Below are 22,103 nucleotides of genomic sequence, written 5' to 3'. Positions count from 1 at the left end.
CCAGCCCGGGTGACGCACACCTGCCGCAAGCCGGCGGTCGCGGTGGAGTCGCGTCGGGCCCTTGCGTGGATGGATGCTGAAGCGGGCTGAAGCCCGCGCTCCTTCATCTTCTGGCGCGCGCCTGGCTAAAATCTGCCCGGCAGCTTCCCGCCCATCCGCGACATCATCTTCTGGAACTTCCCCATCTTCCGCATCATCTGCTGCATCTGGCCGAACTTGTTCAGCAGTGTGTTGAGTTCCGTCACCGACACGCCGCTGCCCTTCGCGATGCGCTGGCGCCGCCGGGCGTTCAGGATTTGCGGCAGCTTCCGCTCCTTCGGCGTCATCGCGCAGATCATCCCCTCCATCCGGCGAAACTCCCGCTCGCCCTTGGACAGGTCCGCGCCCTTGAGCATCTGGTCGCCGCCGGGCAGCAGGCCGACGATGTTCTCCAGCGGGCCGAGCTTCTTCATCTGCCGCAATTGATCGAGGAAATCCTCCAGCGTGAACTCCCCCCTTCGCATCTTCTCCTCGAGCTTCTTGGCGTCCTCCTCCTGGATCGCCTCGGCCGCCCGCTCCACCAGGCTCACCACGTCGCCCATGCCGAGGATGCGCCCCGCCATGCGCTCGGGATGAAACGGTTCGAAGTCCTCCAGCTTTTCGCCCGTGCCCGCGAACTTGATCGGCTTGCCCGTCACCGCCTTGAGCGAAAGCGCCGCGCCGCCCCGCGCGTCGCCGTCGAGCTTGGTAAGGATCGCGCCCGTCAACCCGAGCGCGCCGTCGAAGTGCGTCGCCACGCTCACCGCCTCCTGGCCCGTCGCGGCGTCGAGGACGAGCAGGATTTCCTGCGGGCGCATCAGGTCGCGCAGGCGCACGAGCTCCTGCACAAGCGGCTCGTCAATCTGCAACCGGCCCGCCGTGTCGAGCAGCAGCACGTTGCGATTGTTCGCCTTGGCGAAATCCATCGCCTCGGTCGCGATGCGCGTCACGTCCGTCTCGCCGCGCCTGAGGAAAACCGGCAGGTCGAGCGGTTTGCCGAGCGTCTCGAGCTGGTCCATCGCCGCGGGCCGATACACGTCGCATGCCACGAGCAGCGGCTGACGGCCCTGCTTTTGCAGCAGCCGCGCGAGCTTGCCCGTCGACGTCGTCTTGCCCGAGCCGTGCAACCCCACGAGCATCACGCACGCGGGCGAGGCGGACAGGTTGAGCCCGGCGTTCGTCGAGCCGAGCAGTTCCACGAGTTCGTCGTGGATGATCTTGATCACCTGCTGCCCCGGCTGCACCGTCTGCACCACCTCGACGCCGAGCGATTTCACCTTCACCCGCTCGATGAAATCGCGCGCGACCTTGAAGTTGACGTCCGCGTCCAGCAGCGCCAGCCGCACCTCGCGCAACGCCTCGGCGATGTTTGCCTCGGAGATTTTCCCGAGGCCGCGCAGATGGCGGAACACCGACTGAAGCTTGCCCGTGAGATTGTCGAACATGCGGCGGAAGATTCGCAGCCCGTGCCGACCGCGCAAGGTCCAATGTGTCGTGACGCAACTGCCTCACTTCACCCGCGCCAACAACTCCAGCAGCTTCGCCACAATCTTGCGCGTGGCGTCCTTCTCGACGCGGCTCGTGCCGAGCCACGTTTCGTAGCCGCCGAGTTCGTGCTGCTCGGGCGTGGGCAGGTAGCCGTAGCCGCCGTTCGCCAGTTCGATGGTGAACGTCGGCTTGAACGGGCTCGTCGCCTTCAACTCCAGCCCGGTCTCCGCGAACGTCTCAAACGGGATCGCCGCCACCGCCAGTTCGCCGATGCGGAACGCCTGCAGCACCACGCTCACCTCGTCCGGCCATTCGCCCATCTGCAACGCCCGCTGCGCATAAGTCTCCTCGTGGCGATGGATGGGTGAAACCGTCTTCGGCCGGGCGAGCACGTCCTTCGAGCGCGCGACCAGCTCGGGCGAAGGCTTGCGGACCTTCAACGCCAGTTCGGACTGCGCGGACTTCAACCCGACCCAGTCGCGGTGTTGCACGGTCTTGAGCGAGCGCATGACCTCGTGCGCGAGGTCGTCCGCCACGAGTCGCATCTTCTCGTAAGGCGCGCGCGCGACCGCAGGGCCGCGGAAGTTGATGTTGTTCACGTCGGCGCACGTGCCGTTGGACAGCAGCCCGACGAACGGCGGGTCGAGCCGGTCGGCGCCGAGCAGTTGCTGGATGCGGTCGCAGAACACGCCGAAGTAATCGGCCGAGATGTGCGTGCCGGGCACGCCGCCGACGTAGTGCAGCGAGTAGTTCGCGAGCAACGAGATGGGCCGGCCGTTCGTGGACTGCACGGAGAGGAACGTCACGCCCGGGTCCACGGGACCGGCGGGCGCGAGCAGGTTCGTGTTCCCGACGCCGGGGTTCATCATCACCTTGTCCTCGCCGCCGAAGGGGTTCACCAGTTTCGTGCCCGGCTTCATGTGCCAGCGGCGGTTGAACACGTGCTGCGGCAGCTCGCCCGTGCCCCAGCCGATGCGCGCGGGCGCGAGGTTGTTGTGCGCGCGGCGGACGCCATCCGCGATGCGGCGCGCGAGGAAGGACTGATAATCGTCGAGCGGCTGGCCGAAGTTGAACGCGCTCGCCCCGCGCGCGCTCGGGCCGGAGTGCGTGTGCGTGGCGGCCATCATCATGCGCTCCGGTGCGATGCCGGTGGACTCGCTGGCGAGGCGCTTCGCCTCGTCGAGCACCTCGCGGTTCACGGAAACGCTGTCAATGATCGCGACGGCAAGCTTGGTCTGGCCGTCGTCGAGCACGAGACAGCGCGCGTGAAGCTCATCGTGGATGTGCGTCGAGGCCGGGACGGTGAACCCGCCGACGATACCCGCGCCGATGGCCGGCGTGATGTTACTCGTGGCCGCTCCCGCGCGGAAAACGCGGGCCTTGGGCTCGGCGGCTTCGAGTGTGGGACAGAGAATCCCGGAGATTGAAACGATGGCCAGGGCAATCGAGCGGATGCGGTTGTGGTTCATTGCTTCTTCCCCTTCTTGCCGGCGGGCGGCTGGTGCGCCTGTTTGCCGGCCTTCCAGATGTCGGGTTCGACGGTGTTCTTCTGCGGCGCGCCGGGCGTGCTGCGGCCGTCGGCCACGTATTTCTCAAGCAGCTTCGTGAGTTGCGCGACGACCTCGGGGTGCCGGGACTGCACGTTATTCGTCTCGCCGACGTCGTGGCGGAAGTCGAAGAGCTGCACGAGCGGCAGCGCGGTGGTGTCGGCCTGGCCGGGGCGCGGCGCGCTCCACCCGCCGGAGCCGGGGCAGAGTTCGAGTTTCCAGTTCCCCTGCCGGATGGCGAAGGAGCCGTTGATGGAATGATGCACGACAGCTTCGCGCAGCGGCCGCGTGTCCTTGCCGAGCAGCGCGGGCAGGAAGCTCACGCTGTCCTCGCCGGCGTTGTCGGGCAGCTTCGCGCCGAGCATGTCGGCGACGGTCGCGAGCAGGTCGGTGAGGCAGATGACCTGGGTGCTGGTGGCGCCGGGCTTTATGCGCGCCGGCCAGCGCACGAGGAAGGGGACGCGGTGTCCGCCGTCGAAGATGTCGGCCTTGTGCCCGCGGAAGGCGTGGCTGGGGTTGTGGCCCTTGGCGAGCAGCGCGGGGAAGTCCGCCTGCGGCGAGCAGCCGTTGTCGCTGGTGAGGAGGACGATGGTGTTCTTCGCGAGGCCGAGGCGGTCGAGCGCGTCGAGCAGTTGGCCGATGGCGGCGTCGGTCTGCATCACGAAGTCCGCGTAGAAGTTAAGCCCGCTTCTTCCCTGCCATTCCTTCGTCGGCACGATGGGGGTGTGCGGCGAGGTGAGCGGGAGATAGAGGAAGAACGGCACGGACTTCTTGTCCGGGCTTTCCGCGTGCTTGATGACGAAATCCAGCGCCTTGCGCGTGAGCGTGGGCAGCACGTCCTCGACCTCGAAGTCCGGCGCGGCAGGGCCAGGCCGGCAGCGGCCCTGTGCGCGGCCGAGGAAGAGCGGGAACTCCTTGTCCACGGTCGGCAGCTTGGTGACGCGGTCGTTCTCGATGAACGTGTAGGGCACCATGTCGAGCGAGGCGCTGAGGCCGAAGTAGTAGTCGAAGCCGACGGCGTTCGGGCCGTTGGCGATGGGCTTGGAGTAGTCCACGTTGCGGACCTGCGCGGGCGTTTCGATGTTGAGTTCGGAGACGTCCTTGCCCCGGAGTTTTTCCCAATCCATGCCGAGGTGCCATTTGCCGATGGCGGCGGTGTGATAGCCGTGCTGCTTGAGGAACGAGGCGACGGTGAGGCGGCCGGGTTCGATGAGCCGCGGGCTCAGGCCACCGAGCACGCCGGACTGGAGGCGTGTGCGCCAGTTGTAGCGGCCGGTCATGATGCCGTAGCGCGTCGGCGAGCAGACCGACGACGGCGAGTGCGCGTCGGCGAAGATCATCCCCTCGCGCGCGATGCGGTCCATGTGCGGCGTGGCAATCTTGCCGTTGGGATTGAGTGCGCGGACGTCGCCGTAGCCGAGGTCGTCGCAGAGGATGTAGAGGATGTTGGGACGGTCAGCGGAACGGAGCGGAAGTTCAACCGCGACGAGGGCGAGCGCGAGGAGAAATCGCAGCGGGTTCATGCGGCGAGTGTATCAGTGAAGCGACTGCGTGCAATACGCGGCCGGCGGGCGGTGGCCGCGGCGGACGCCTTTGCCTGCCCCCACATTTGCCCGGCCGTTGCTGCCATCACAACTTGCGGCGTTGATCCACCGGCTCGACGGGGAATGCGCGCAACCCAAACACGACGGGCACTTGCCCGCAGTGGCCTGACGTTGTCGCGCGACGATTAAGGCTCGGATTTTTTTGTAATCTCGGGCAAGGTTGCCCGGCAATCCAATGCACCCAAAACCCGGCCCCAATTCCAGCCCGCTGGTGTGCGCCAGCATCGCGCTTGTGCTTGCCGTCTTCGTCGTCGCGCAGTCGAAGGGCCCCGGGGACGCGAAGGGGCAGGGCTTCGGCGGCCCAAAGGGCGGCAAGAACCAGGCCGCGCCCGCGGGCGACGGCAAGAGCCCCGCCGCCAGCGTAGCCACGATCACCATCGACGCGGGCTACCGGGTCATTCGCGCCAACGGTTTGCCCGACCATCTGCCCGGTCAGTTCCCGAATCGCGGCAACCCGAATCTGCTCGCGCCGCAGAGTTACAACTTCCGCGTGCCGCTCGGGCCGAGGGAGAACGCCACGTTCACACGGCTGCGCATGCACCCGTTTGGCGTCGCGCTCAATGGCGTGGTCTTCGACCCCGACGCCGCCGAGTGGTGGCAGATGGACCCGCAGTCCGGCTGGACTTACGACCCGATCAGTGGGCCCCAAAAACTCGGCATCGACCGTCACAACGCCCATGTGCAGCCGACGGGCGCGTATCATTACCACGGCATGCCGACCGGGCTGATCGAGCGCGTCACGGAGGGCAAACAAAAAGTCGCGCTCGCTGGATGGGCGGCGGATGGCTTCCCAATCTACGGCCCGTGGGGCCACTCGGATGCGCGCGACACGAACAGCCCGGTGAAGCGGCTCAAGTCCGGCTATCAGCTTCGCCCCGGCACGCGCACGGGCGGGCCGGGCGGGAGATTTGACGGCACCTTTGTGGAGGATTTCCAATTCGTGAAGGGCGCGGGCGACCTCGACGAAGCGAACGGCAGGGCCGGCGTCACGCCGGAGTTTCCCAAAGGCACCTACCACTATGTGCTGACGGATGACTTCCCGTTCATCCCCCGCCTCTACAAGGGCACGCCTGACGCGAGCTTCTTCCGTGGCGGACCGGGCGGCGGACCCGGCGGGAAGAAGGGCCCGCCCGGCAAGGCCAAAGGCGCGCCGCCCTTGGGGAAGTAACGATCGCGCCCCGTCAATCTTTCAGCTTCCAAAGCGACTTGGCTTTGACCCGCGCGGCATCCCATCGGCCCGACCAGTCCGCCCACGCCGCGTCCCACGCCGCGCCGGTGAGATTGGTTCTCGCGGACGGGAGGAGTTCGCCCATGGACTTGAGCTCGGCCACGCCGAGCTTACGGTCGTTCCACTTCAGTGCGGACTCGAGCAGGTTGAGGCGGTTCTCCGGGAACTCCGGCGCGATCTCCGCGGCTTTCACGAGGTGAGCGCGCGCCTTCGCCTTGCTCCCCACGCTCGCGGGCCAGCCCGGCGCGTCGCGATAGAGCAGGCCGAGACAGCGCTCCGGCCCGGCGTGGTCGAGCTTCGGATCCAGCGCCGCCGCGAGCTTGAAGTGCCGCTCCATTTCGTCCACAAGCGGCAGGGCTCCGAGCATCTTGGTGCGCGCGAGCTGGCCGAGGTTCATCGAGAGGTAATAGTGCGCCGCCGCGAGCCGTGGCTCCCGCGCGACGAGCGGGCGGCACACGCCGACGCCCTCGATGGCGAGCGCGGCGCGCTGCGTGTCGTTGGTGCTGAACTCCGCGCGGTCGAAACACGCCCGGCCAAGCTGCCACGCGGCATCCGCGCCGTTGGTGCCGGCTTGGAACCGCGCCCGCGCCTGCTGGAGCCGCGTCTCGAAGTAGCCCGCGAAGTTGGTCTGGCCGAGGCCGTGCGGCGTGAGGAGCAACAGAAGCGCCGCGGCGGCCGTTCCTGAATAATGTGTTGCCACGAGGTTCACCCTTCCTATAGTGCGCAGATGCGATTGAACCGGTTACAGGCTTCGCTGGCAATCCTCGCGCTCGCAGTGTGCTGCGGGACGGGTTGCGGCGGATTTCAGACCCGCCAGAGCGTGTCGCCCGCGTCATTTTTCCTGCCGGGCTTCTTCGGCAGCGCGACGACGGCGCCCGCCCCCGCCGTTTCGACCGCACTGGAGCCGGCAACCCAGCCCGCCGCGACCGAGTAAGCCATGCGATTTCCCTTCGCCCTGACGGTCAAGATTGCCCGTCACATCATCCGCCACAAGCTTCGGAAAACCCCGAAGTTCGCGCTCGTCCTCCAGCTCGAGCCGCTGCACACCTGCAACCTCACCTGCACGGGCTGCGGCCGCATCCGCGAGTATTCCACGTCGCTCAAGGACATGGTCCCCCTGGAGCAATGCCTCGCGGCCGCACAGGATTGCGACGCGCCGATGGTCTCCATCTGCGGCGGCGAACCGCTCATCTACCCCAAGATCGAGGAACTCGTCGCCGGCCTCCGCGAACAGGGGCGCATCATCTACATCTGCACCAACGGCGTGTTCATGCGGAAAAAGATGCGGGAGTATCTTGCCGCCCTCTACGATCGGTCAAATGAGACTCATGAGTCGTATCTGACCCGCCTCCTGGCCGAGAAGCTCATCACCGAGAAAGAAGCCGAAGCCATCCGCAACGCCGACGACAAGGCCCGCGCCAAGACCGTCATCCGTCCGAGCCAGTGGATGTATTGGAACGTGCACGTCGACGGCCTCGAATTCACGCACGACCTCATCGTCGAGCGCGAAGGCGTGTTCAAGGAATGCGTCGCCGCCATCAAAATGGCCAGGATCCTCGGCTACCAGACCGCGACCAACACGACCGTTTACAAGGAAACCGACGTCAAGGAGATCGAGGACATGTTTGCGTTCCTCTCCTCGCTCGACGTGGACGGCCACACGATTTCGCCCGGCTACGATTACGACGCCGCCAAGAAAGACATGGTCAAGCGCCTCGGCCGCAAGCCGGAGGATTTCTTCCTCACACGCGCGATGACCCGCGAGAAGTTCGCGAAGATCCAGGAGTGGGGCGAGAAGTTCACCATCTTCGGCACGCCCGTCTATCAGGAATTCCTCGCCGGCAAGCGCGAGCTCACCTGCACGGCGTGGGCCATCCCGACCTTCAACGTCCGAGGCTGGAAGGCCCCGTGCTACCTGATGACCGACGGCCACTACCCGACCTACGCCGAGATGCTGGGCAACGTGAAGTGGGAAACCTACGGCGTCGTGAACGGCAAGGCCCGCGACCCGCGCTGCGAGAACTGCATGGTCCACTGCGGTTACGACCCGAGCGGCGCGCTGAGCACCAGCCCCCGCGACACGCTCATGAATTTCAAATACAACTTCTTCCCGCGGCCCGCCCCCGTGCGGCCGACCCCCGAGCTTGAGAAACGCGCGTTCAACGGCGTCTCCATGGGCAAGGGCCACCTTGCCGAGGCCAAGGCCGCGATCAACCCCGCGGCGAATGCCCGCGGCGCCTTCTCCCGGAGGGAAGAGCAGCACACGCACGAAAACAATGGCTCCTGCGGCAGCGGCGACACTTCCCAGCGGGATGATTTGCTCGGGAAAATTGCAGATCTGAAGAAGGTGGCCGTCAAAGCCGAGTAGTCCCGGCATGCTGGAACCCGGCCGGCGCTCCGGCGACGCCCACCGCGGGAGAGTCTGCGCGCCGTTTCCCGACATGGCGTGGACGCTCAGCCTCGAGCTCACGTTCTACATGATGTTCCTCCTGCTGATCGCCTTGTTTCTCACCGGCTCTTTCTCACTGCGCAGCCTGTAACCGCCCGGCGAGAAGCCCGTCCGCACGCATCCCGGCGCCGCACGCCCAAATGAGCGCGGCCCCGGCCAAGAACTGCATTTGACCCGACCGCCCCGAAAGGCTACTCTCCCACCGTGAAAACCGCCGCCGCGCTCATCCTCACACTGCTCATGGCAGTCGCGCCGGCGTGGACGCAAGCTCCGGCCCCGGCGCCGTCCTGCGCGGACAGCGCGCCAGCGTGCTGTGACAACTGCGCGCAATGCTGCTCCAAATCCTCGCTGCCGCAGCGCGGCGAACAAGCGCCAATCCCCGCGAGATCACTCTCGGCACAGCAAATCCAGCTTCTGTTCGTCGCCAGTGTTGTCTTCATCCCCGAACCCGCCCGCGAGGTTTTTGTTGCTGTTCCGTCCGGGTCCGCACTGCTTCAGGCCGCTTCAGTGCCGCTGTTCACACGGCACTGCAGTTACCTCGTCTGATTCCTTCCTCTCACGCCTGTGGTGCGCCCTGAGCCGGCGCGCATTGCGGACGTCGTGTCTCCCCGTGTCCCTGTCACCAGCTCGAAGTGTCCCTGTTTGCCGCCATGAACACATTACGCATGACTCATTACGCACTGGCCGCCGCCGCCCTCGCGAGCGCCGCGCCCGTCTCCTCCGCCCCCGCGCCCGAACCGCTCGCGCTCACCCCCGCGCTCCTCAAATCCCTTTCCGCAGAGATGCGCACGAATCATCCCGCGCTCCGCGCCGCGCAGTCGCGCGCGGATGCCGCCCTCTTCAACGCCAACGGCATTCGCAAATGGGACGACCCGATGCTGATGCTCGGCAACGTCGTCCCCGGACCCGGGCGCTCGATGGCTGTGCAGGAAGACGGCAACCTCGTTTACGGCGTCGAGCAGAAGCTGCCGCTCTGGAACAAGCCGCAACTCGCGCGCGCCGCCGCCATCGCGGACGCGAAGACCCGCGACCGCGAGGTGGACGCCGCGTTTCAGTATCTCCGGCGCGACCTTGCCAAGGCGCTGCTCCGCGCCGCGCTCGCCGACCGCACGGCCGAGATCGTCGCACAAGACCTCACGTGGTTCGACACACTCATCCCGCTTGCTGAGGAACGCCTGCGCGCCGGCGCGGGCACGCAGGCCGACGTCGTGCTGCTTCAGAACGAGCGCTCGCGCCGCGTCCACGAACTCCACGCCGAAACCAACAAGCTCGCCGCCGAACTTTCGTCAGTAAACCGCGCGCTTGGCCGCGATGTCGCCGCACTGTGGCCGGGGCTCGTGCTTCCCGCGCTCGCCGACCCCATGCCCTATCGTCCCGCGCTTGCCGACCTCGCGTGCCGGCAGGAGCCGCGCCTCAAAGTCATCCGCGACGACATCCTCGCGGCCGAGGCGATGGCCCGCTCCACGCGTGCGATGCGCAAGCCGGACGTCACCGCCGGGATGCAGACGCGGCAGTTCTCGGGAAACCTCGGCTACCGCGAGGCGATGGTCTCGCTCAAGTTCAACCTCCCGTGGGGCAATCGCGAACGCTATCGCAGCGACGTGTTGCGCGACGAGGCAAAGGCCCGTGCGCTCGAACACGACCTGGCTGACGGCGAGGCCGGCATCCGCGAGGAGGTCTTTCGTCTCACCACGCAATTGGACTCCGCGCGACGCGAGGCGCTGGTGTATCGCGACGAAGTCACGCCGCGCACCGAGGCGGCGCTCGGCAGCGCGCGCACCGCGTGGGAGGCCGGCCGCGGCATGGCGCGCGATGTCATCGACCTCCGCCGCATGCTGCTCGAGGCGCAGGTGATGATCGCCCGCGCCACGGCCGAGCAGCACCAGATGTTCGCCGAGCTCGTGCTGTGCTGCGGCCTCGGAGACTTCACCGCGCTCGAACGCTATTATCGCACCGGCAAACTGCCGTCCGAAAACGAGAAGGAACAACCATGAAATCCAAAACCCCGCTCATCATCCTCGCCGCCGCATTGCTCGGCGTCGCGGGCGGTTTTTTCGCAGCCCGGTTTTCCTCGCGCCCCGGCGACCCTCCCGGCGGTCACGGTGCCGGCGCGGAGAAAACTTACTCGTGCTCGATGCACCCCCAGGTGCGCGAGAAGAAGCCCGGCACGTGCGCCTTCTGCGGCATGGCGCTCGCGCCGCTCGGCGCGGGCCCGGCCGCGAACCTCCTGCCCGGCCAGGTCATGCTCGGCACCAATCGAATCAACGCCATCCACGTGCAAACCGCCGTCGCGAAGCGCCAGCCGCTCTCGCGCACGCTGCGCGTCGCCGGCACCATTGACGACAACGACACGCGGCGCCGCTTCATCTCGGCCATCGCCGACGGCCGGGTGGACCGCCTCTTCATCAACTTCGTCGGCGCGGAAGTCGCCGCGGGCCAGCCGCTCGCCACACTCTTCAGCCCGACGTTGCTCAACACCGAGCGCGAATACGCCTCGCTCGCGCGGCTGCCCACCCCGACCAACGCCCTCGTGCAGGCCGAGCGCATCCGGTTCATGGACGCCGTCGTCGTGCGCCTCAAGCGACTCGGCCTCACGGACGCGCAGATTGCCGCGTTGCCCGACAAGTCCGCGACGAATCTCCACACGGAACTCCTCGCGCCCGCCGCGGGCACGGTCATCAGCCGCTTCGTTTACGAGGGCCAGTATGTGAAGGAAGGCGACAAGCTCCTCGAACTCGCCGACTTCTCGACGATGTGGTTCCAATTCGACGCCTACGAGCGCGACCTGCCGTGGATCCGCACCGGGCAGACGGTCGAAGTCACCACACCGTCCGTGCCCGGCAAGTCCTTCACCGGGGCGGTGGCGTTCATTGATCCAAACATCAAGGACATGAGCCGCAGCGCCAAGGTGCGCGTCGAGCTCGACAACCCGGTCGTCGAGGATTCCGGTCGCCCGCGCCGGCTGCTTCTGCACCGGCTCTTTGCGGACGGCCTCGTGAAGGTCGAGGTGCCCGAGGTGCTCGCGCTGCCGCGCAGCGCCGTGCTCGCCGCGGGCGCGCAGCCCGTCGTGTATGTGGACAAGGGGGGCGGCATCTACGAGCAGCGCATGATCAAGGTCGGCCGCACCGGCGACGAACTCATCGAAGTCACCGCCGGCCTCGGCGAAGACGAAAAGGTCGTGACCACGGGCAACCTGCTCATTGACGCGCAGGCGCAGCTTGAAAGCGGCTCCGCCGGCGGACCCGAGCACCATGGCGGACCTGCCGCAAGTTCGAGCAGCAGCGGGACCGGACACAAACTTCTGCCGCTGCCGCCGTTGCCCGAGCTGAACGCCGCGCAACAGGCCGCCGTGAGCAACTTCCTCGCGCTCGCCAACAGCATCAGCCTCGCGCTCGCGCACGCGAAACTCGAGGACTTCAACGCACTCGTGCCGCGGCTCCACACCGAGCTGCCCGCGCTGAGCAGGGCCTTCGCAGGCGCGGACGACTGGCAGCCGTTGCTCGCGAAGCTCCACGCCGGCGGCCACCTCGCGGCCGCGCCGGACCTCGCGGCCGCGCGCAAGTCGTTCTACGCGCTGAGCGCCGCGACCGTGGACCTCACCCGCGCCGCGCGGCGGCAGGCACCGTTCAAGGACGTGAAAGTCTTTGAGTGTCCGATGGCGCCGAAGTCCGGCATGACCGCCTACTGGATGCAGCTCACAGGCCCGATCCAGAATCCCTTCCACGGCGCACCGATGCTCGATTGCGGAACGGAGGTGAAGCCGTGATCAACCGCCTCATCGAGTGGTCGCTGCGCAACCGCTTCCTCGTGTTGTGCGGCGTGCTGTTCGTCATCGGGTTCGGCATTCGCGCGGTCTATCGCACGCCGGTGGATGCCATCCCCGACCTCAGCGAGAACCAGGTCATCGTCTTCGCGGACTGGCCGGGGCGCTCGCCGCAGGAGGTCGAGGACCAGGTCACGTATCCGCTCTCCGTGAACTTGCAGGGACTCGCCGGCGTGAAGGCCGTGCGCGCGAATTCCATGTTCGGATTCTCGCTGCTCACGATTGTCTTCGAGGACAAGGTGGACAACTACTTCGCCCGCACGCGCGTGCTCGAGCGTCTCAACTACCTCGGCGACGCGCTGCCCCCGGGCGTCACTCCCAAGCTCGGCCCCGACGCGACCGGACTCGGCTGGGTCTACCAATACTATCTCCACGTGGATCCCGCGAAGGCGCCGGGCGGCGGCTACGACCTCGGGCAGTTACGCGCGGTGCAGGATTGGTTCGTGCGCTACCAGCTCAACGCCGTGCAGGGCGTCGCAGAGGTCGGCAGCGTCGGCGGCTTCGTGCGGCAGTATCAGATCGACGTCTCGCCACGAAAGATGCGCGCGCTCGGCGTGTCGCTGCAGGCCGTGCTCGAAGCGGTGCAGCAGAGCAACCTCAACGTCGGCGGCAAGGTCATCGAGGAGAACGGCATGGAGTTTGTCGTGCGCGGCATCGGCCTCGTGAAATCCACCGCCGACCTCGAGACCATCGTGTTGATGGAGCGCAACGGCACGCCCATCTACCTGCGCGACGTGGCGACGGTGCAGATCGGCGGCGAGTTCCGCCGCGGCGCGCTCGACGTGGACGGCCGGGAAGTCGTCGGCGGCACCGTGGTGATGCGCAACGGCGACAACGCCCTCGCCGTCATCGACCGCGTGAAGGAAAAGCTCGCGCAGATCTCGCCAAGCCTGCCACCGGGCGTGAGCATCCGGCCCTTCTACGACCGCAGCGAGCTGATCGACCGCACGATCGACACGCTCAAACACGCGCTCGCCGAGGAGATCATCCTCGTCACGCTCGCGCACATCATCTTCCTGTTTCACTTCCGCAGCATTCTCATCGTCACGTTCCCGCTGCCGGTTTCGATTTTGATTTCGTTCATCTTGATGCAGGAGTTCGGCATCACCTCGAACATCATGTCGCTCTCCGGCATCGCCATCGCCATCGGCGTGCTCGTGGACGCCGGCATCGTGATGACCGAGAACGTCATCCGCCATTGCGAACGGGCGGAGGAGGAGAAGGGCGGGCGCCTGACGGCCGCCGAGACGTGGCAGGTCACCCTCGAAGCATCCAAGCAAGTTGGCCGCCCGATTTTCTTCGCGATGATGATCATCATCCTCGCGTTCATCCCCGTGTTCGCGCTGGCGGGTCAGGAGGGCAAGCTCTTCCATCCGCTCGCGTTCACCAAGACCTTCGCGATGATCGGCTCGACGCTGCTCGCGGCGACGGTCGTGCCCGCGCTTTGCACGCTGCTCGTGCGCGGCCCGTTCCACGGCGAGGACCGCAACTGGGTCATGCGCGGGCTGCTCGCCATTTACGATCCGCTGCTGGACTTCGCGCTGTCATGGCGCAAGACCGTGATGCTCGGAGCTGCCGCGCTGCTCGCGTGCGCGCTCGCCGTCGGCTTCGGCCTGCCGCGCCCATGGCACGAGCGGGTGCAGGCGCGCGGCTGGGAGAAAATCGCCGCGGCCACGAAAGGCTTCGGCAAGGAATTCATGCCGCCGCTCAACGAAGGCTCGCTGCTCTTCATGCCCGTGCTGCTGCCGAGCACGTCGCTCACCGAGGTCAAGCGCATCATGGCGTGGCAGGACCGGGTCATCCGCGCCACGCCCGAGGTGCTCTCCGTTGCCGGCAAGCTCGGCCGCATGGAGACCGCCACCGACCCCGCGCCCGTCGAGATGATCGAGACGACCATCATGCTCAAGCCCGAGTGGCTGCCCACCAACCGCACCGTGCTCGGCTTCATCAAGTGGCCCACGCTCGCGCGCAACCCCGAATGGCGCGCGGGCATGACCATCGCCAAGCTCAAGGACGAACTCACGGAGAAGATGCTCGAGGTGCCCGGCTACGTGCCGAGCTTCCTGCAACCCATCGAGAACAGAATCCTCATGCTCTCGACCGGCATCCGCGCACAGGTCGGCATCAAGCTCCTCGGCGACAACCCCGACGCGCTCCAGGCCAAGGCGTTCGATGTCGAGCGCGTCGTGCGCGAAATCCCCGGCGCCGTCGGCGTCGCCGCGTCGCGCGTGCAGGGCAAGCCGTATCTCGAAGTCGCCGCCGACCGCGTGGCGATGGCGCGCTACGGCCTGCGCGCGCAGGACGTGCTCGACGCCGTCGAGGCCGGCCTCGGCGGCAAAAACATCTCCACCACCATCGAGGGACGCCAGCGCTTCCCGATCCAAGTGCGCATCGAGCGCGGCGAGCGCGACGACATCGAGCGACTCGGCGAAGTGCTCATCGCGACGCCGTCGGGCAAGTTCATCCCGCTGGGGCAGGTCGCGAAGTTCAGGCGCACGCTCGGTCCGAGCGAAATCCAGAGCGAGAACGGCCGCTTGCGCGTGTTCGTGCAGGCCAACGTGAAGGACCGCGACCTCGGCGGCTTCGTGGACGACGTGCGCGCGCGGCTCACGAAGGAAATCGTCCCCACGCTGCCCGCGGGTATGACCATCGAATACAGCGGCGAATACGAAAACCTGCTGCGCGCCGAGCGCACGTTGAAACTCATCGTGCCGAGCGTGCTCTTCATCATCTTCCTGCTGCTTTACATCGTCTATCACTCGCTCAAGGAAGCCGCGCACGTGGTGCTCGCGGTGCCGTTCGCACTGACGGGCGGCGTTTTTTTGCAGGCGGCGCTCGGCTACAACTTCAGCGTGGCCGTGTGGGTCGGCTACATCGCGCTCTTCGGCACGGCCATCCAGACCGGTGTCGTCATGGTCGTGTATCTGGAGGAAATGCTGGAGAAGAAGAAGGCCGAGCGCGCCGCGGCGGGCCAGCCCTTCACGCGCGAGGACTTGATTCAAGCCGTGAAGGACGGTGCGCGCCTGCGGCTGCGGCCCAAGGTGATGACCGTGGCGACGATCGTGGCGAGCCTGCTGCCCATCATGTGGAGCGACCGCACGGGCGCGGAAGTGATGAAGCCGCTCGCGACGCCGGTGATTGGCGGCATGATCTCCAGCCTCATCCACATCCTCATCGTGACGCCGGTGATCTTCGCCTTTCTGCGGGAGCGGGAGTTGAGGGCTTCGCCGGCAGGTTTGGCTTCGGGCGCAGCGTGACGGTCCCCTGCCGCGAAACCACCGTGGGCGGCCGGTGTTGAACCCGGCACGAACCCGCCCGCGTCCAGTGCCCTGTTGGCTCCGGCTTCACGCTTGACGGGTTCCCGCAGAACCGAAAATAGTCCGCCCTCACTTATGAACCCGGCGTCCCACCGACGCCGTCACCCAAAGGACAGACCATGAAACCGATCCGTTCCCTGCTCACCATGCTCGCCTGCGCTGCCGTGGCTGGCACCGCCTCCGCCGCCAGTTCGACCGCCGGCATGAAGGAGGGCAAAGTCGAACTCAAGTCCGCCGGCCCGATCGCCTTCGGCCCCGACGGCGTGCTGTTCGTCGGCGATTCGAAGTCCGCCGCCGTTGTCGCGGTCGCCACGGGCGACACCACCGCGGCCTCCGGTTCGCCCCAATTCAAGGTCGAGGCCATCAACGTCAAGCTCGGCGCGCTGCTCGGCACGGCCGCAGACCAGCTCACCATCGACGATCTCGCGGTCAATCCCCTCTCGCGCAACGCCTACCTCGCCGTCACGCGCGGCCGCGGCGCCGACGCCACCCCGGTGCTCGTGCGCGTGAAGTCCGCCGGAACGCTCGAGGCCGTCTCGCTCGACAAGGTGAAGTTCGCGAAGGCCGACCTGCCGAATCCTCCCGCCGAGGCCGCGCCCGGCAAGAAGGGCAACCCGCGCCTCGAGGCCATCACCGACATCGCCTATCTCGACGGACGCGTGCTCGTCGCGGGACTTTCGAACGAGGAGTTCGCCTCCACGCTGCGCTCCATCCCGTTCCCGTTCCAATCGGTGGACAAGGGCACGGCGGTCGAGATCTACCACGGCGCCCACGGCGCGTTTGAGACGCGCTCGCCCGTGCGCACGTTCGTCCCGTTCAAGGTCGGCAACGAGGCAAGCCTGCTCGCGGCCTACACCTGCACGCCGCTCGTGCAGTTCCCCATCAAGGAGCTCGCCCCCGGCGCGAAGATCCGTGGCAAGACCATCGCCGAGCTCGGCAACCGAAACCGCCCGCTCGACATGATCGTTTACACCAAGGGGGGCAAGGACTGGCTCCTCCTGGCCAACAGCAGCCGCGGCATCATGAAGATCACCACGGACAACATCGACAAGGCCGAGAGCATCACCGCCCGCGTCGCGGACAAACAGGGCCAGTCCTACGAGACCATCTCCGCGTGGACCGGCATCGAGCAACTCGACAAGCTCGGCAACGACCACGCGCTCGTGCTCCGGCGCGAGGGCAGCGCGCTCAACCTCGAGGCGCTCGCGCTGCCGTGAGGCTGGCGCGCGGGGCGTGCCTGCTCGCGGCGCTGGCCGCGGGCTGCGCGCCCGAATCCAACTCCACCGATCCCAAGGCGGCTGCGCCTGCGGCGAAATCCGCGGCGCAGCCGCTGGTGTTTTCGATGGAGTGGGTGCCGGTTCCGGGCGCGCCGAACCGCATGGCCGTCGAAGTCCGCGGACTCGATCCCGCGCTTCAGAAGCAGATCGAGCTCGCCGACATGACCGTTGAGTGGTGGAACCGCCTGCTGTGCGTGTTCGCCGACGCGCCGGGCGCCGCGGCTCCGGCTGGACTTCCACCCGTGCTCGGCACGCACACACACGAGCGCGGCGTGCTGCGATTCACGCCGCAGTTTCCGATTGAGCCGGGCATTCGCTACCGGGCCGTGTTCGATCCTGCGGCGCTCGGCGGCCGCGCCACGAAACGTGACCAGAAACTCACCCTCGTCCACTTTGTTCCGCCGCGCGAGCTCACACCGACGACCGTGGTCAGCGCGGTGTATCCGAGCGCGGGTGTGCTGCCGGAGAATCTGCTCAAGTTCTACCTCCATTTCTCGGCGCCGATGAGCCGCGGCAACATTTACGAGCACATCCGCCTGCTCGATGACGCGGGCAAGCCGGTCGAACTGCCCTTCCTCGAGATCGACGAGGAACTCTGGAGCCCGGACCGCACGCGGCTGACGCTCTTCATCGACCCCGGCCGCATCAAGCGCGGCGTCAAGCCCCTTGAGGAAATCGGTCCCGCGCTCGTCGAGGGCAGGAACTTCACACTGGTGATCGCGCGCGACTGGAAGGACGGCGCGGGCACTCCGCTGAAGGAGCAGTTCCGGAAGGCATTCCGCGTCGGCCCGCAGGACCGCACTCCGCCGGACCCCTCGAAGTGGGGGCTCGAACCGCCGCGCGCCGATTCCCGCGACCCGCTGATCGTCTCCTTCAACAAACCGATGGACCACGCGCTCGCGCTTCGGATGATTCGCGTCACCGCGGGCGGCTCGGACATCGCGGGAGAACCGCAGCTCTCCCATTTCGAGCAGCGCTGGACGTTTGTGCCGGATCGACCGTGGAAGCCCGGCCTGCACAAGCTCGTCGTGCAAACCCTCATCGAGGATCTCGCGGGCAACAACATCGGCAAGCCATTCGAGGTGGACATGTTCGACCGTGTCGAGCGCCGGCTCACGACAGCCAACGTCAGCCGCGAGTTTGAAGTGAAGTGAAGTGAAGCGCCACGCGCCGCGGATTGCGCCTCACTCCCTCGTGGCCAGCAGGGCTTGCGTCGCCCAGCCCGTCGTCGAAATGCGCTGCGCGTAACTCTCCGCCTTCACCGGGCGAGTCGATTCCTGCCAGCTTCCGTCGGGATTCTGCGAACCGACGAGGAATGCGCGGCCGCGGCGAATCATCGAGCCTGTTCCCGGCGCGCCGCGAAGTTCCCAAAGCGCCAGCAACGCGAGCGCGGTATCGAACGCCTCGGGCGGCGAATCGGGAAACGGCCCCCAGCCGCCGTCCGAACCTTGCGAACTGCGGATCAAATCCATCGCGCGCGAGCGCTGGCGTTCCGCGGCCGGGTCGGCGGCATCCTTCAACGCCAGCACCAAGGCCGCGGCGTCCGGCACCGAATTGGCGGGCGCCGCGCGAAGCCACCGCTGGCCACTCTCGATCGCCGCGACGAACTCGATCCCGCCCGCCTGTTGCAACGATTGGATCGCGACGTGAGTCGCCAGCGCAGTCCCGTGGGTCGCCGGCGTGCCGACCGTTCCGGGCGGATGCACCGGCCACGAGCCGTCCGAGGACTGATCCGCCGCCACGCGACGCGCGGCGACACGCAGAGGCTCGATGTCACGGACGCGTCCGGCCACGAATGCAGCGCCGAGCGTCGTCGCGAACTGAATGTTTGCCAGGCGCTTGTCGCTGAAGGCCGGATCGCCCTTGTTGTCGTCCCATGTCGCTGGCCTCGACACCCAGGCAAGCGTGTCGGCGAGGGCGGACCGCGGCACGGCGAAACCGCGGCGCGACGCGAGCAGCAGCGCGCGCGCGGCGTCGCCGTTGTTGTGGCAGGAGAAGCAGCGGTTCTCGCGCGACCACGCAGGAACTTCGCGCGAAAGAAAGGCAACCGCCCGCGCCTCGGCGGAATCGTGCCCCGGAAGCGTGAGACAGGCCGTCGCCGCGAGCGCTGCAAAGCCCGCGCCAAACCCGAGTGCGCGTGGTGTGCGGTTCACACGTCGTCGTTCGCCGCACATCCGGTCGCCGTCAAGGCAAGAAAACGGGCGATCCCGATCTCCGGGACCGCCCGTTGGTGCGGGTCTCACGAGTCGCGGGCTACTGCAGCCTGGCTTTCGCGTCCTCGGGGATGGTCGCCTTCGTCGTGCCGACGTCCTTGATCTCGACGGTCGTCGTGCGGCCGAGGTTGATGTCATTGTTGTTGAAGCTCATCGAACCCTCGGTGGTGATCTCATACTTCGAGAGCATTCCGTCCTTGAGCCAGAACTTCACCGACGCCTTCGCGCCGCTGATTTGCCGGGCTTGTCCGCCGCCGCCACCGCCGCGTCCGCCAAAGGACATCAGTTCGCGCGCCGTCGCCTCGGGCAGCGCGCCGGAGATTGCGCCGTCGGCTTCCTTCAACGCGGTCGCCTTGTCCGCGAGTTCCGCAGCTTGCGCAGCCGGAGTCTTGTAGTTGGAGATGAGCCGCGTAGCGGCGAAGCCGCGGACGAAGCCGCCCTTGCCACCGCCGCCGCCACCCGCGAACTTCGCGGTGGAGACGTAGCTGTAGTTGCCCTTGTCGGTGAGTTTTTTCGCGGCCGCCTTCACGGCGTCCTTCGGTGAATCCGCGGCCGACGAGGCGAGCGCGATGCCGAGGAACGAGCTGAGCAGAAGTGTGGTCTTCATGGCTGATGCACTGGCTGGGTTTGGGTTGTTGCGCGAAACGCCCGCGGTCCGCGCGCGGACACGGTCGTGCCACGCGATTCCCACAACTGTTCCGGACTTCAAACACCGGGGCTGCGCGCGGGTTTCGCCGCAGACTTGCGGCTCATTTCGCGGTGAACCGCAACACGCGAGTCGAGAACTTGAACTCGCCGACCCACAGCCGGGCGCCGTCGAACGCGACGGTCGCGGCCTGGAAGAGTTTGTCGCGGCCGATCTCGGGGTTGCGGTCGGAGTCGTCTTCCACGCCGAGCACGATGTCCGCGGGTTGACCGGTGGTGAAGCGTCCGGGTTTCGCGGCGGGCGCGGCCGGATATTTTGACGCGATGTCTTCGACGCGAAACTCGGCGCGAGGCTGGAATGGCCCGCGCTTCGGTTGCTGCGCGGCGACAATCGCGCAAAACCCGACCAACACGGCGAGCGCGACAAGCGGCTTCATGAAAATCTAGCGGGCTTCGGGACGCCTCGGGAGTTCGCGCGATTCGCCACCGTCGCCGCGACGCGGTCGCGAATCATCGTTCTCGCCGCCACGGCCGGGGCCGGGGCCGCGCGGACCGTCCTGCGGTGGATTGAAGCGAGGTCTGTCGCCGGGTTGGGAGTCGCCTTCGCGCGGCTCACGGCGGAATTGCGGCTGAGGACCTTCCGGCCGCGGTCCACCCTGCGGCGCGCCATCGCGTCGGAACGGCGGGTTGATGTTGCCGGGACCTTGTCCACCACGCGGGCCGGGCGGGTTGAAGTTGTCGCGAGGCGCGCCCGCGGGACCGACGTTTGGACGCGGCCCCGGCTGCGATTCGCGTGATCGCGCGCGGCCTTCATCAAATCCCCCTTCGCGCTTCATCGGGGGGACAAAGTCCGACCGGCCGCCGCGGGGCGGATTGAATTCGCCGGGACGATTCGACCGCTCAACGGGCGGCACGAAATCACCGCGACCGCCGCGGTCGGGACCGCCAGGACCACCGCGATTGAAATCACCGCCACCTTGCGGGCCTGATGGGCGGAAGTTCTGCGGTCCGGCATTCCGTCCGGAGCCTTCACCGGGGGGACGCTCGCCGTGCGACGGATCGAAATTGCGCTGAAACTGTGGCTGGCCTTGCGGGCCGTCGCCACGTTGTCCGCGCTGCATTTGCGGACCGGGCTGCGAACCACCGCGATCATTGAAACGGCTGCCGCCCTGCGGAGGTGCTCCGCCCTCGGCACCGGGCCGGCGCGGCTCGCCTTCACGCGGACCAGCCTGCGGGCCGGCTTGCATGCGGGCCATCGGCGGCGGGCCGACGCGCTGAAGCGCTTCCTCGACGTGCTTGATCTGCTCGGGCGTGAGCTTCGAGCGAAGTTCGTTAATGAGTCGCGTGTTGAAATCTCCCGGGCCTTGCTGGCCGGCGGCCTGCGGTTCGCGCGGAGCGCCGCCTTGGGGTTGCACGTTGCGAGGCTGGCTCTCGCGCGACTTGCTGTCGCCGGGCGGCTGGCCTTCGCCGCGGACGCGCTTGGGTTCTGGCTGTTGCGGTTGCTGCCGGTCCTGCGCCTGGAGGCTGGCGGTGGCGAGCGCGGCGCAAAGGGCGGCGGCGGTTGTGAGTGAGGCGAGTGTCTTCATGGCTGGTGTGATTGGTTGACTTTGCCGGTCTGCGTCGAAGGTAACAAGGACTGACGCATTAACAACGGCGCGGGGACGAGTCGGCGCGTTCACGTGACGAATGACCCCCCGGGCGGGACGAAACGCGGTCATCGCTCGTAGTATTTCGCCGCATCGGTGAAGAAGGAGAAGGAGAAGGCCGAGCGTGGGAACACTTCGACCTTGAGCCGGCGCTTCGCGACGAACTGGACGACCAGCACGCCGTGGACGCGGTTGGTGTCAATTCCCGGATACGGCTGGCCGGCGTTGTTGATGGAGCCGAACACCAACTCGAACTTCGCCGGCGCGTCGCCGACGCGGATGGCCGCGGGGTGGGGTGCGTTGCCTTTCACCCAGAACTGCCGCGGCTGTCCGTCGAAGTCGCCGATGCTCACCACGATCTTCGTTGGATCAATGTGATGATACGCAAACGCCAGGTGGCCCACTCAATAATCCATCCGCCGATTCATCCCCGCATAACCTCCGCTGCCTTCGCGATACCAGTTGCCCGCGAGCGTGCCGTCCACGTCGTAATCAATGCGCCCGCCGCGCGGCTCGGCTTTGCGCGGGTTCAATGCGAGCAGCTTCGAACGAAGCGGTTCGTCGATGAATGGGAACGGATCTGTCACATGGGGCTTCCACGGGTCGCGGTGCCGAAACTGTGCCGGGTTGATGAAGCCCTTGAACGTGGCCTCGGTGTTGATGATGGTGAAATCCACGCCGTGCCCGCCGCCCGTGCGGCCGATGACCTGCCCGGCCTTCACCGGGATGCGCACACCCACCGGCGGCCCGGCTGGCGGCAATCCGCCCGCCGCTTTCACGAGGCTTTCGTCCAGCCGGTCAATCAGTCCGAACCACGTGTAAACCGTCGCGGAGTGCTCGATCACGAT

The 22,103-nt window shown here is 67.1% G+C and carries 17 protein-coding genes; 9 read left to right on the top strand and 8 right to left on the bottom strand.

All coding sequences use genetic code 11. The features are described from left to right. Nucleotides 1–125 precede the first annotated feature (125 nt). From FJ386_03485 to FJ386_03475, 3 genes are all read right to left on the bottom strand, one after another. Nucleotides 126–1,463 (bottom strand): signal recognition particle protein, encoded by a 1,338-nt coding sequence (locus FJ386_03485; GenBank protein ID MBM3875765.1) that lies wholly within the window; start codon nucleotides 1,461–1,463, stop codon nucleotides 126–128. A 63-nt stretch (nucleotides 1,464–1,526) separates the two neighbouring features. Then, complete coding sequence (locus FJ386_03480) at nucleotides 1,527–2,975, bottom strand: hypothetical protein (protein ID MBM3875764.1); 1,449 nt, start codon at nucleotides 2,973–2,975, stop codon at nucleotides 1,527–1,529. Continuing rightward, nucleotides 2,972–4,576, bottom strand: a complete 1,605-nt coding sequence (locus FJ386_03475; protein MBM3875763.1) for an arylsulfatase — start codon at nucleotides 4,574–4,576, stop codon at nucleotides 2,972–2,974. The genes FJ386_03480 and FJ386_03475 overlap by 4 nt, the downstream gene beginning before the upstream one ends. A gap of 256 nt (nucleotides 4,577–4,832) precedes the next feature. On the opposite strand from FJ386_03475, the gene FJ386_03470 reads away from it, so the two are divergent. After that, the gene (locus FJ386_03470) at nucleotides 4,833–5,825 is read left to right on the top strand and encodes a YHYH protein (GenBank protein ID MBM3875762.1); all 993 of its coding nucleotides are present in this window, start codon (nucleotides 4,833–4,835) and stop codon (nucleotides 5,823–5,825) included. A 13-nt stretch (nucleotides 5,826–5,838) separates the two neighbouring features. On the opposite strand, the gene FJ386_03465 is transcribed toward FJ386_03470, so the two are convergent. Then, entirely contained in the window at nucleotides 5,839–6,594 is a 756-nt protein-coding gene (locus FJ386_03465) for a hypothetical protein (protein ID MBM3875761.1), read from the bottom strand. Nucleotides 6,595–6,822: 228 nt separating this feature from the next. Between FJ386_03465 and FJ386_03460 the strand changes: the two genes are divergently transcribed. From FJ386_03460 to FJ386_03430, 7 genes are all read left to right on the top strand, one after another. Next, on the top strand, nucleotides 6,823–8,253 hold the full coding sequence (locus FJ386_03460) for a DUF3463 domain-containing protein (protein ID MBM3875760.1): 1,431 nt from the start codon (nucleotides 6,823–6,825) through the stop codon (nucleotides 8,251–8,253). 285 nt (nucleotides 8,254–8,538) lie between these two features. After that, nucleotides 8,539–8,880 carry a hypothetical protein gene (locus FJ386_03455; GenBank protein MBM3875759.1) on the top strand — a complete coding sequence of 114 codons (342 nt, stop codon included), beginning with the start codon at nucleotides 8,539–8,541 and terminating at the stop codon, nucleotides 8,878–8,880. 104 nt (nucleotides 8,881–8,984) lie between these two features. Beyond that, nucleotides 8,985–10,328: a TolC family protein gene (locus FJ386_03450; protein ID MBM3875758.1), complete on the top strand. Its 1,344-nt coding sequence runs from the start codon at nucleotides 8,985–8,987 to the stop codon at nucleotides 10,326–10,328. After that, nucleotides 10,325–12,100, top strand: coding sequence for an efflux RND transporter periplasmic adaptor subunit (locus FJ386_03445; GenBank protein ID MBM3875757.1), 1,776 nt, complete (start codon nucleotides 10,325–10,327; stop codon nucleotides 12,098–12,100). The genes FJ386_03450 and FJ386_03445 overlap by 4 nt, the downstream gene beginning before the upstream one ends. Further along, a complete protein-coding gene (locus FJ386_03440; protein ID MBM3875756.1) occupies nucleotides 12,097–15,414 on the top strand; it encodes an efflux RND transporter permease subunit in 3,318 nt (1,105 codons plus the stop codon). Before FJ386_03445 ends, FJ386_03440 begins: the two co-directional genes overlap by 4 nt. Nucleotides 15,415–15,593: 179 nt before the next feature. After that, the gene (locus FJ386_03435) at nucleotides 15,594–16,691 is read left to right on the top strand and encodes a hypothetical protein (protein MBM3875755.1); all 1,098 of its coding nucleotides are present in this window, start codon (nucleotides 15,594–15,596) and stop codon (nucleotides 16,689–16,691) included. Then, on the top strand, nucleotides 16,688–17,905 hold the full coding sequence (locus FJ386_03430) for a hypothetical protein (protein ID MBM3875754.1): 1,218 nt from the start codon (nucleotides 16,688–16,690) through the stop codon (nucleotides 17,903–17,905). Before FJ386_03435 ends, FJ386_03430 begins: the two co-directional genes overlap by 4 nt. Nucleotides 17,906–17,935: 30 nt before the next feature. Here FJ386_03430 and FJ386_03425 read toward each other — a convergent pair whose 3' ends face one another. The 3 genes from FJ386_03425 to FJ386_03415 all read right to left on the bottom strand — a co-directional run bounded on the left by FJ386_03425 (nucleotide 17,936) and on the right by FJ386_03415 (nucleotide 20,046). Further along, nucleotides 17,936–18,904, bottom strand: a complete 969-nt coding sequence (locus FJ386_03425) for a terpene cyclase/mutase family protein (GenBank protein MBM3875753.1) — start codon at nucleotides 18,902–18,904, stop codon at nucleotides 17,936–17,938. Between the two features lie 100 nt (nucleotides 18,905–19,004). Further along, the gene (locus FJ386_03420; protein MBM3875752.1) at nucleotides 19,005–19,571 is read right to left on the bottom strand and encodes a hypothetical protein; all 567 of its coding nucleotides are present in this window, start codon (nucleotides 19,569–19,571) and stop codon (nucleotides 19,005–19,007) included. A 142-nt stretch (nucleotides 19,572–19,713) separates the two neighbouring features. Continuing rightward, nucleotides 19,714–20,046 carry a hypothetical protein gene (locus FJ386_03415; GenBank protein ID MBM3875751.1) on the bottom strand — a complete coding sequence of 111 codons (333 nt, stop codon included), beginning with the start codon at nucleotides 20,044–20,046 and terminating at the stop codon, nucleotides 19,714–19,716. Between the two features lie 612 nt (nucleotides 20,047–20,658). Between FJ386_03415 and FJ386_03410 the strand changes: the two genes are divergently transcribed. Beyond that, nucleotides 20,659–21,180: a hypothetical protein gene (locus FJ386_03410; GenBank protein MBM3875750.1), complete on the top strand. Its 522-nt coding sequence runs from the start codon at nucleotides 20,659–20,661 to the stop codon at nucleotides 21,178–21,180. 143 nt (nucleotides 21,181–21,323) lie between these two features. On the opposite strand, the gene FJ386_03405 is transcribed toward FJ386_03410, so the two are convergent. Next, nucleotides 21,324–21,659 (bottom strand): hypothetical protein, encoded by a 336-nt coding sequence (locus FJ386_03405; protein MBM3875749.1) that lies wholly within the window; start codon nucleotides 21,657–21,659, stop codon nucleotides 21,324–21,326. Nucleotides 21,660–22,103: the final 444 nt, after the last annotated feature.

This window comes from Verrucomicrobiota bacterium, assembly GCA_016871675.1.
Taxonomy (GTDB): Bacteria; Verrucomicrobiota; Verrucomicrobiia; order Limisphaerales; family VHCN01; genus VHCN01.
Note: the sequence above shows the minus strand (reverse complement) of the source record. Positions and strands in the feature narration are given on the sequence as shown.

Coding starts and splice junctions, on each gene's coding strand:
- FJ386_03460 (MBM3875760.1), top strand. CDS start 6,823: ATGCGATTTCCCTTCGCCCTGACGGTCAAGATTGCCCGTCACATCATC.
- FJ386_03450 (MBM3875758.1), top strand. CDS start 8,985: ATGAACACATTACGCATGACTCATTACGCACTGGCCGCCGCCGCCCTC.
- FJ386_03475 (MBM3875763.1), bottom strand. CDS start 4,576: ATGAACCCGCTGCGATTTCTCCTCGCGCTCGCCCTCGTCGCGGTTGAA.
- FJ386_03485 (MBM3875765.1), bottom strand. CDS start 1,463: ATGTTCGACAATCTCACGGGCAAGCTTCAGTCGGTGTTCCGCCATCTG.
- FJ386_03415 (MBM3875751.1), bottom strand. CDS start 20,046: ATGAAGCCGCTTGTCGCGCTCGCCGTGTTGGTCGGGTTTTGCGCGATT.
- FJ386_03470 (MBM3875762.1), top strand. CDS start 4,833: ATGCACCCAAAACCCGGCCCCAATTCCAGCCCGCTGGTGTGCGCCAGC.
- FJ386_03420 (MBM3875752.1), bottom strand. CDS start 19,571: ATGAAGACCACACTTCTGCTCAGCTCGTTCCTCGGCATCGCGCTCGCC.
- FJ386_03435 (MBM3875755.1), top strand. CDS start 15,594: ATGAAACCGATCCGTTCCCTGCTCACCATGCTCGCCTGCGCTGCCGTG.
- FJ386_03480 (MBM3875764.1), bottom strand. CDS start 2,975: ATGAACCACAACCGCATCCGCTCGATTGCCCTGGCCATCGTTTCAATC.
- FJ386_03445 (MBM3875757.1), top strand. CDS start 10,325: ATGAAATCCAAAACCCCGCTCATCATCCTCGCCGCCGCATTGCTCGGC.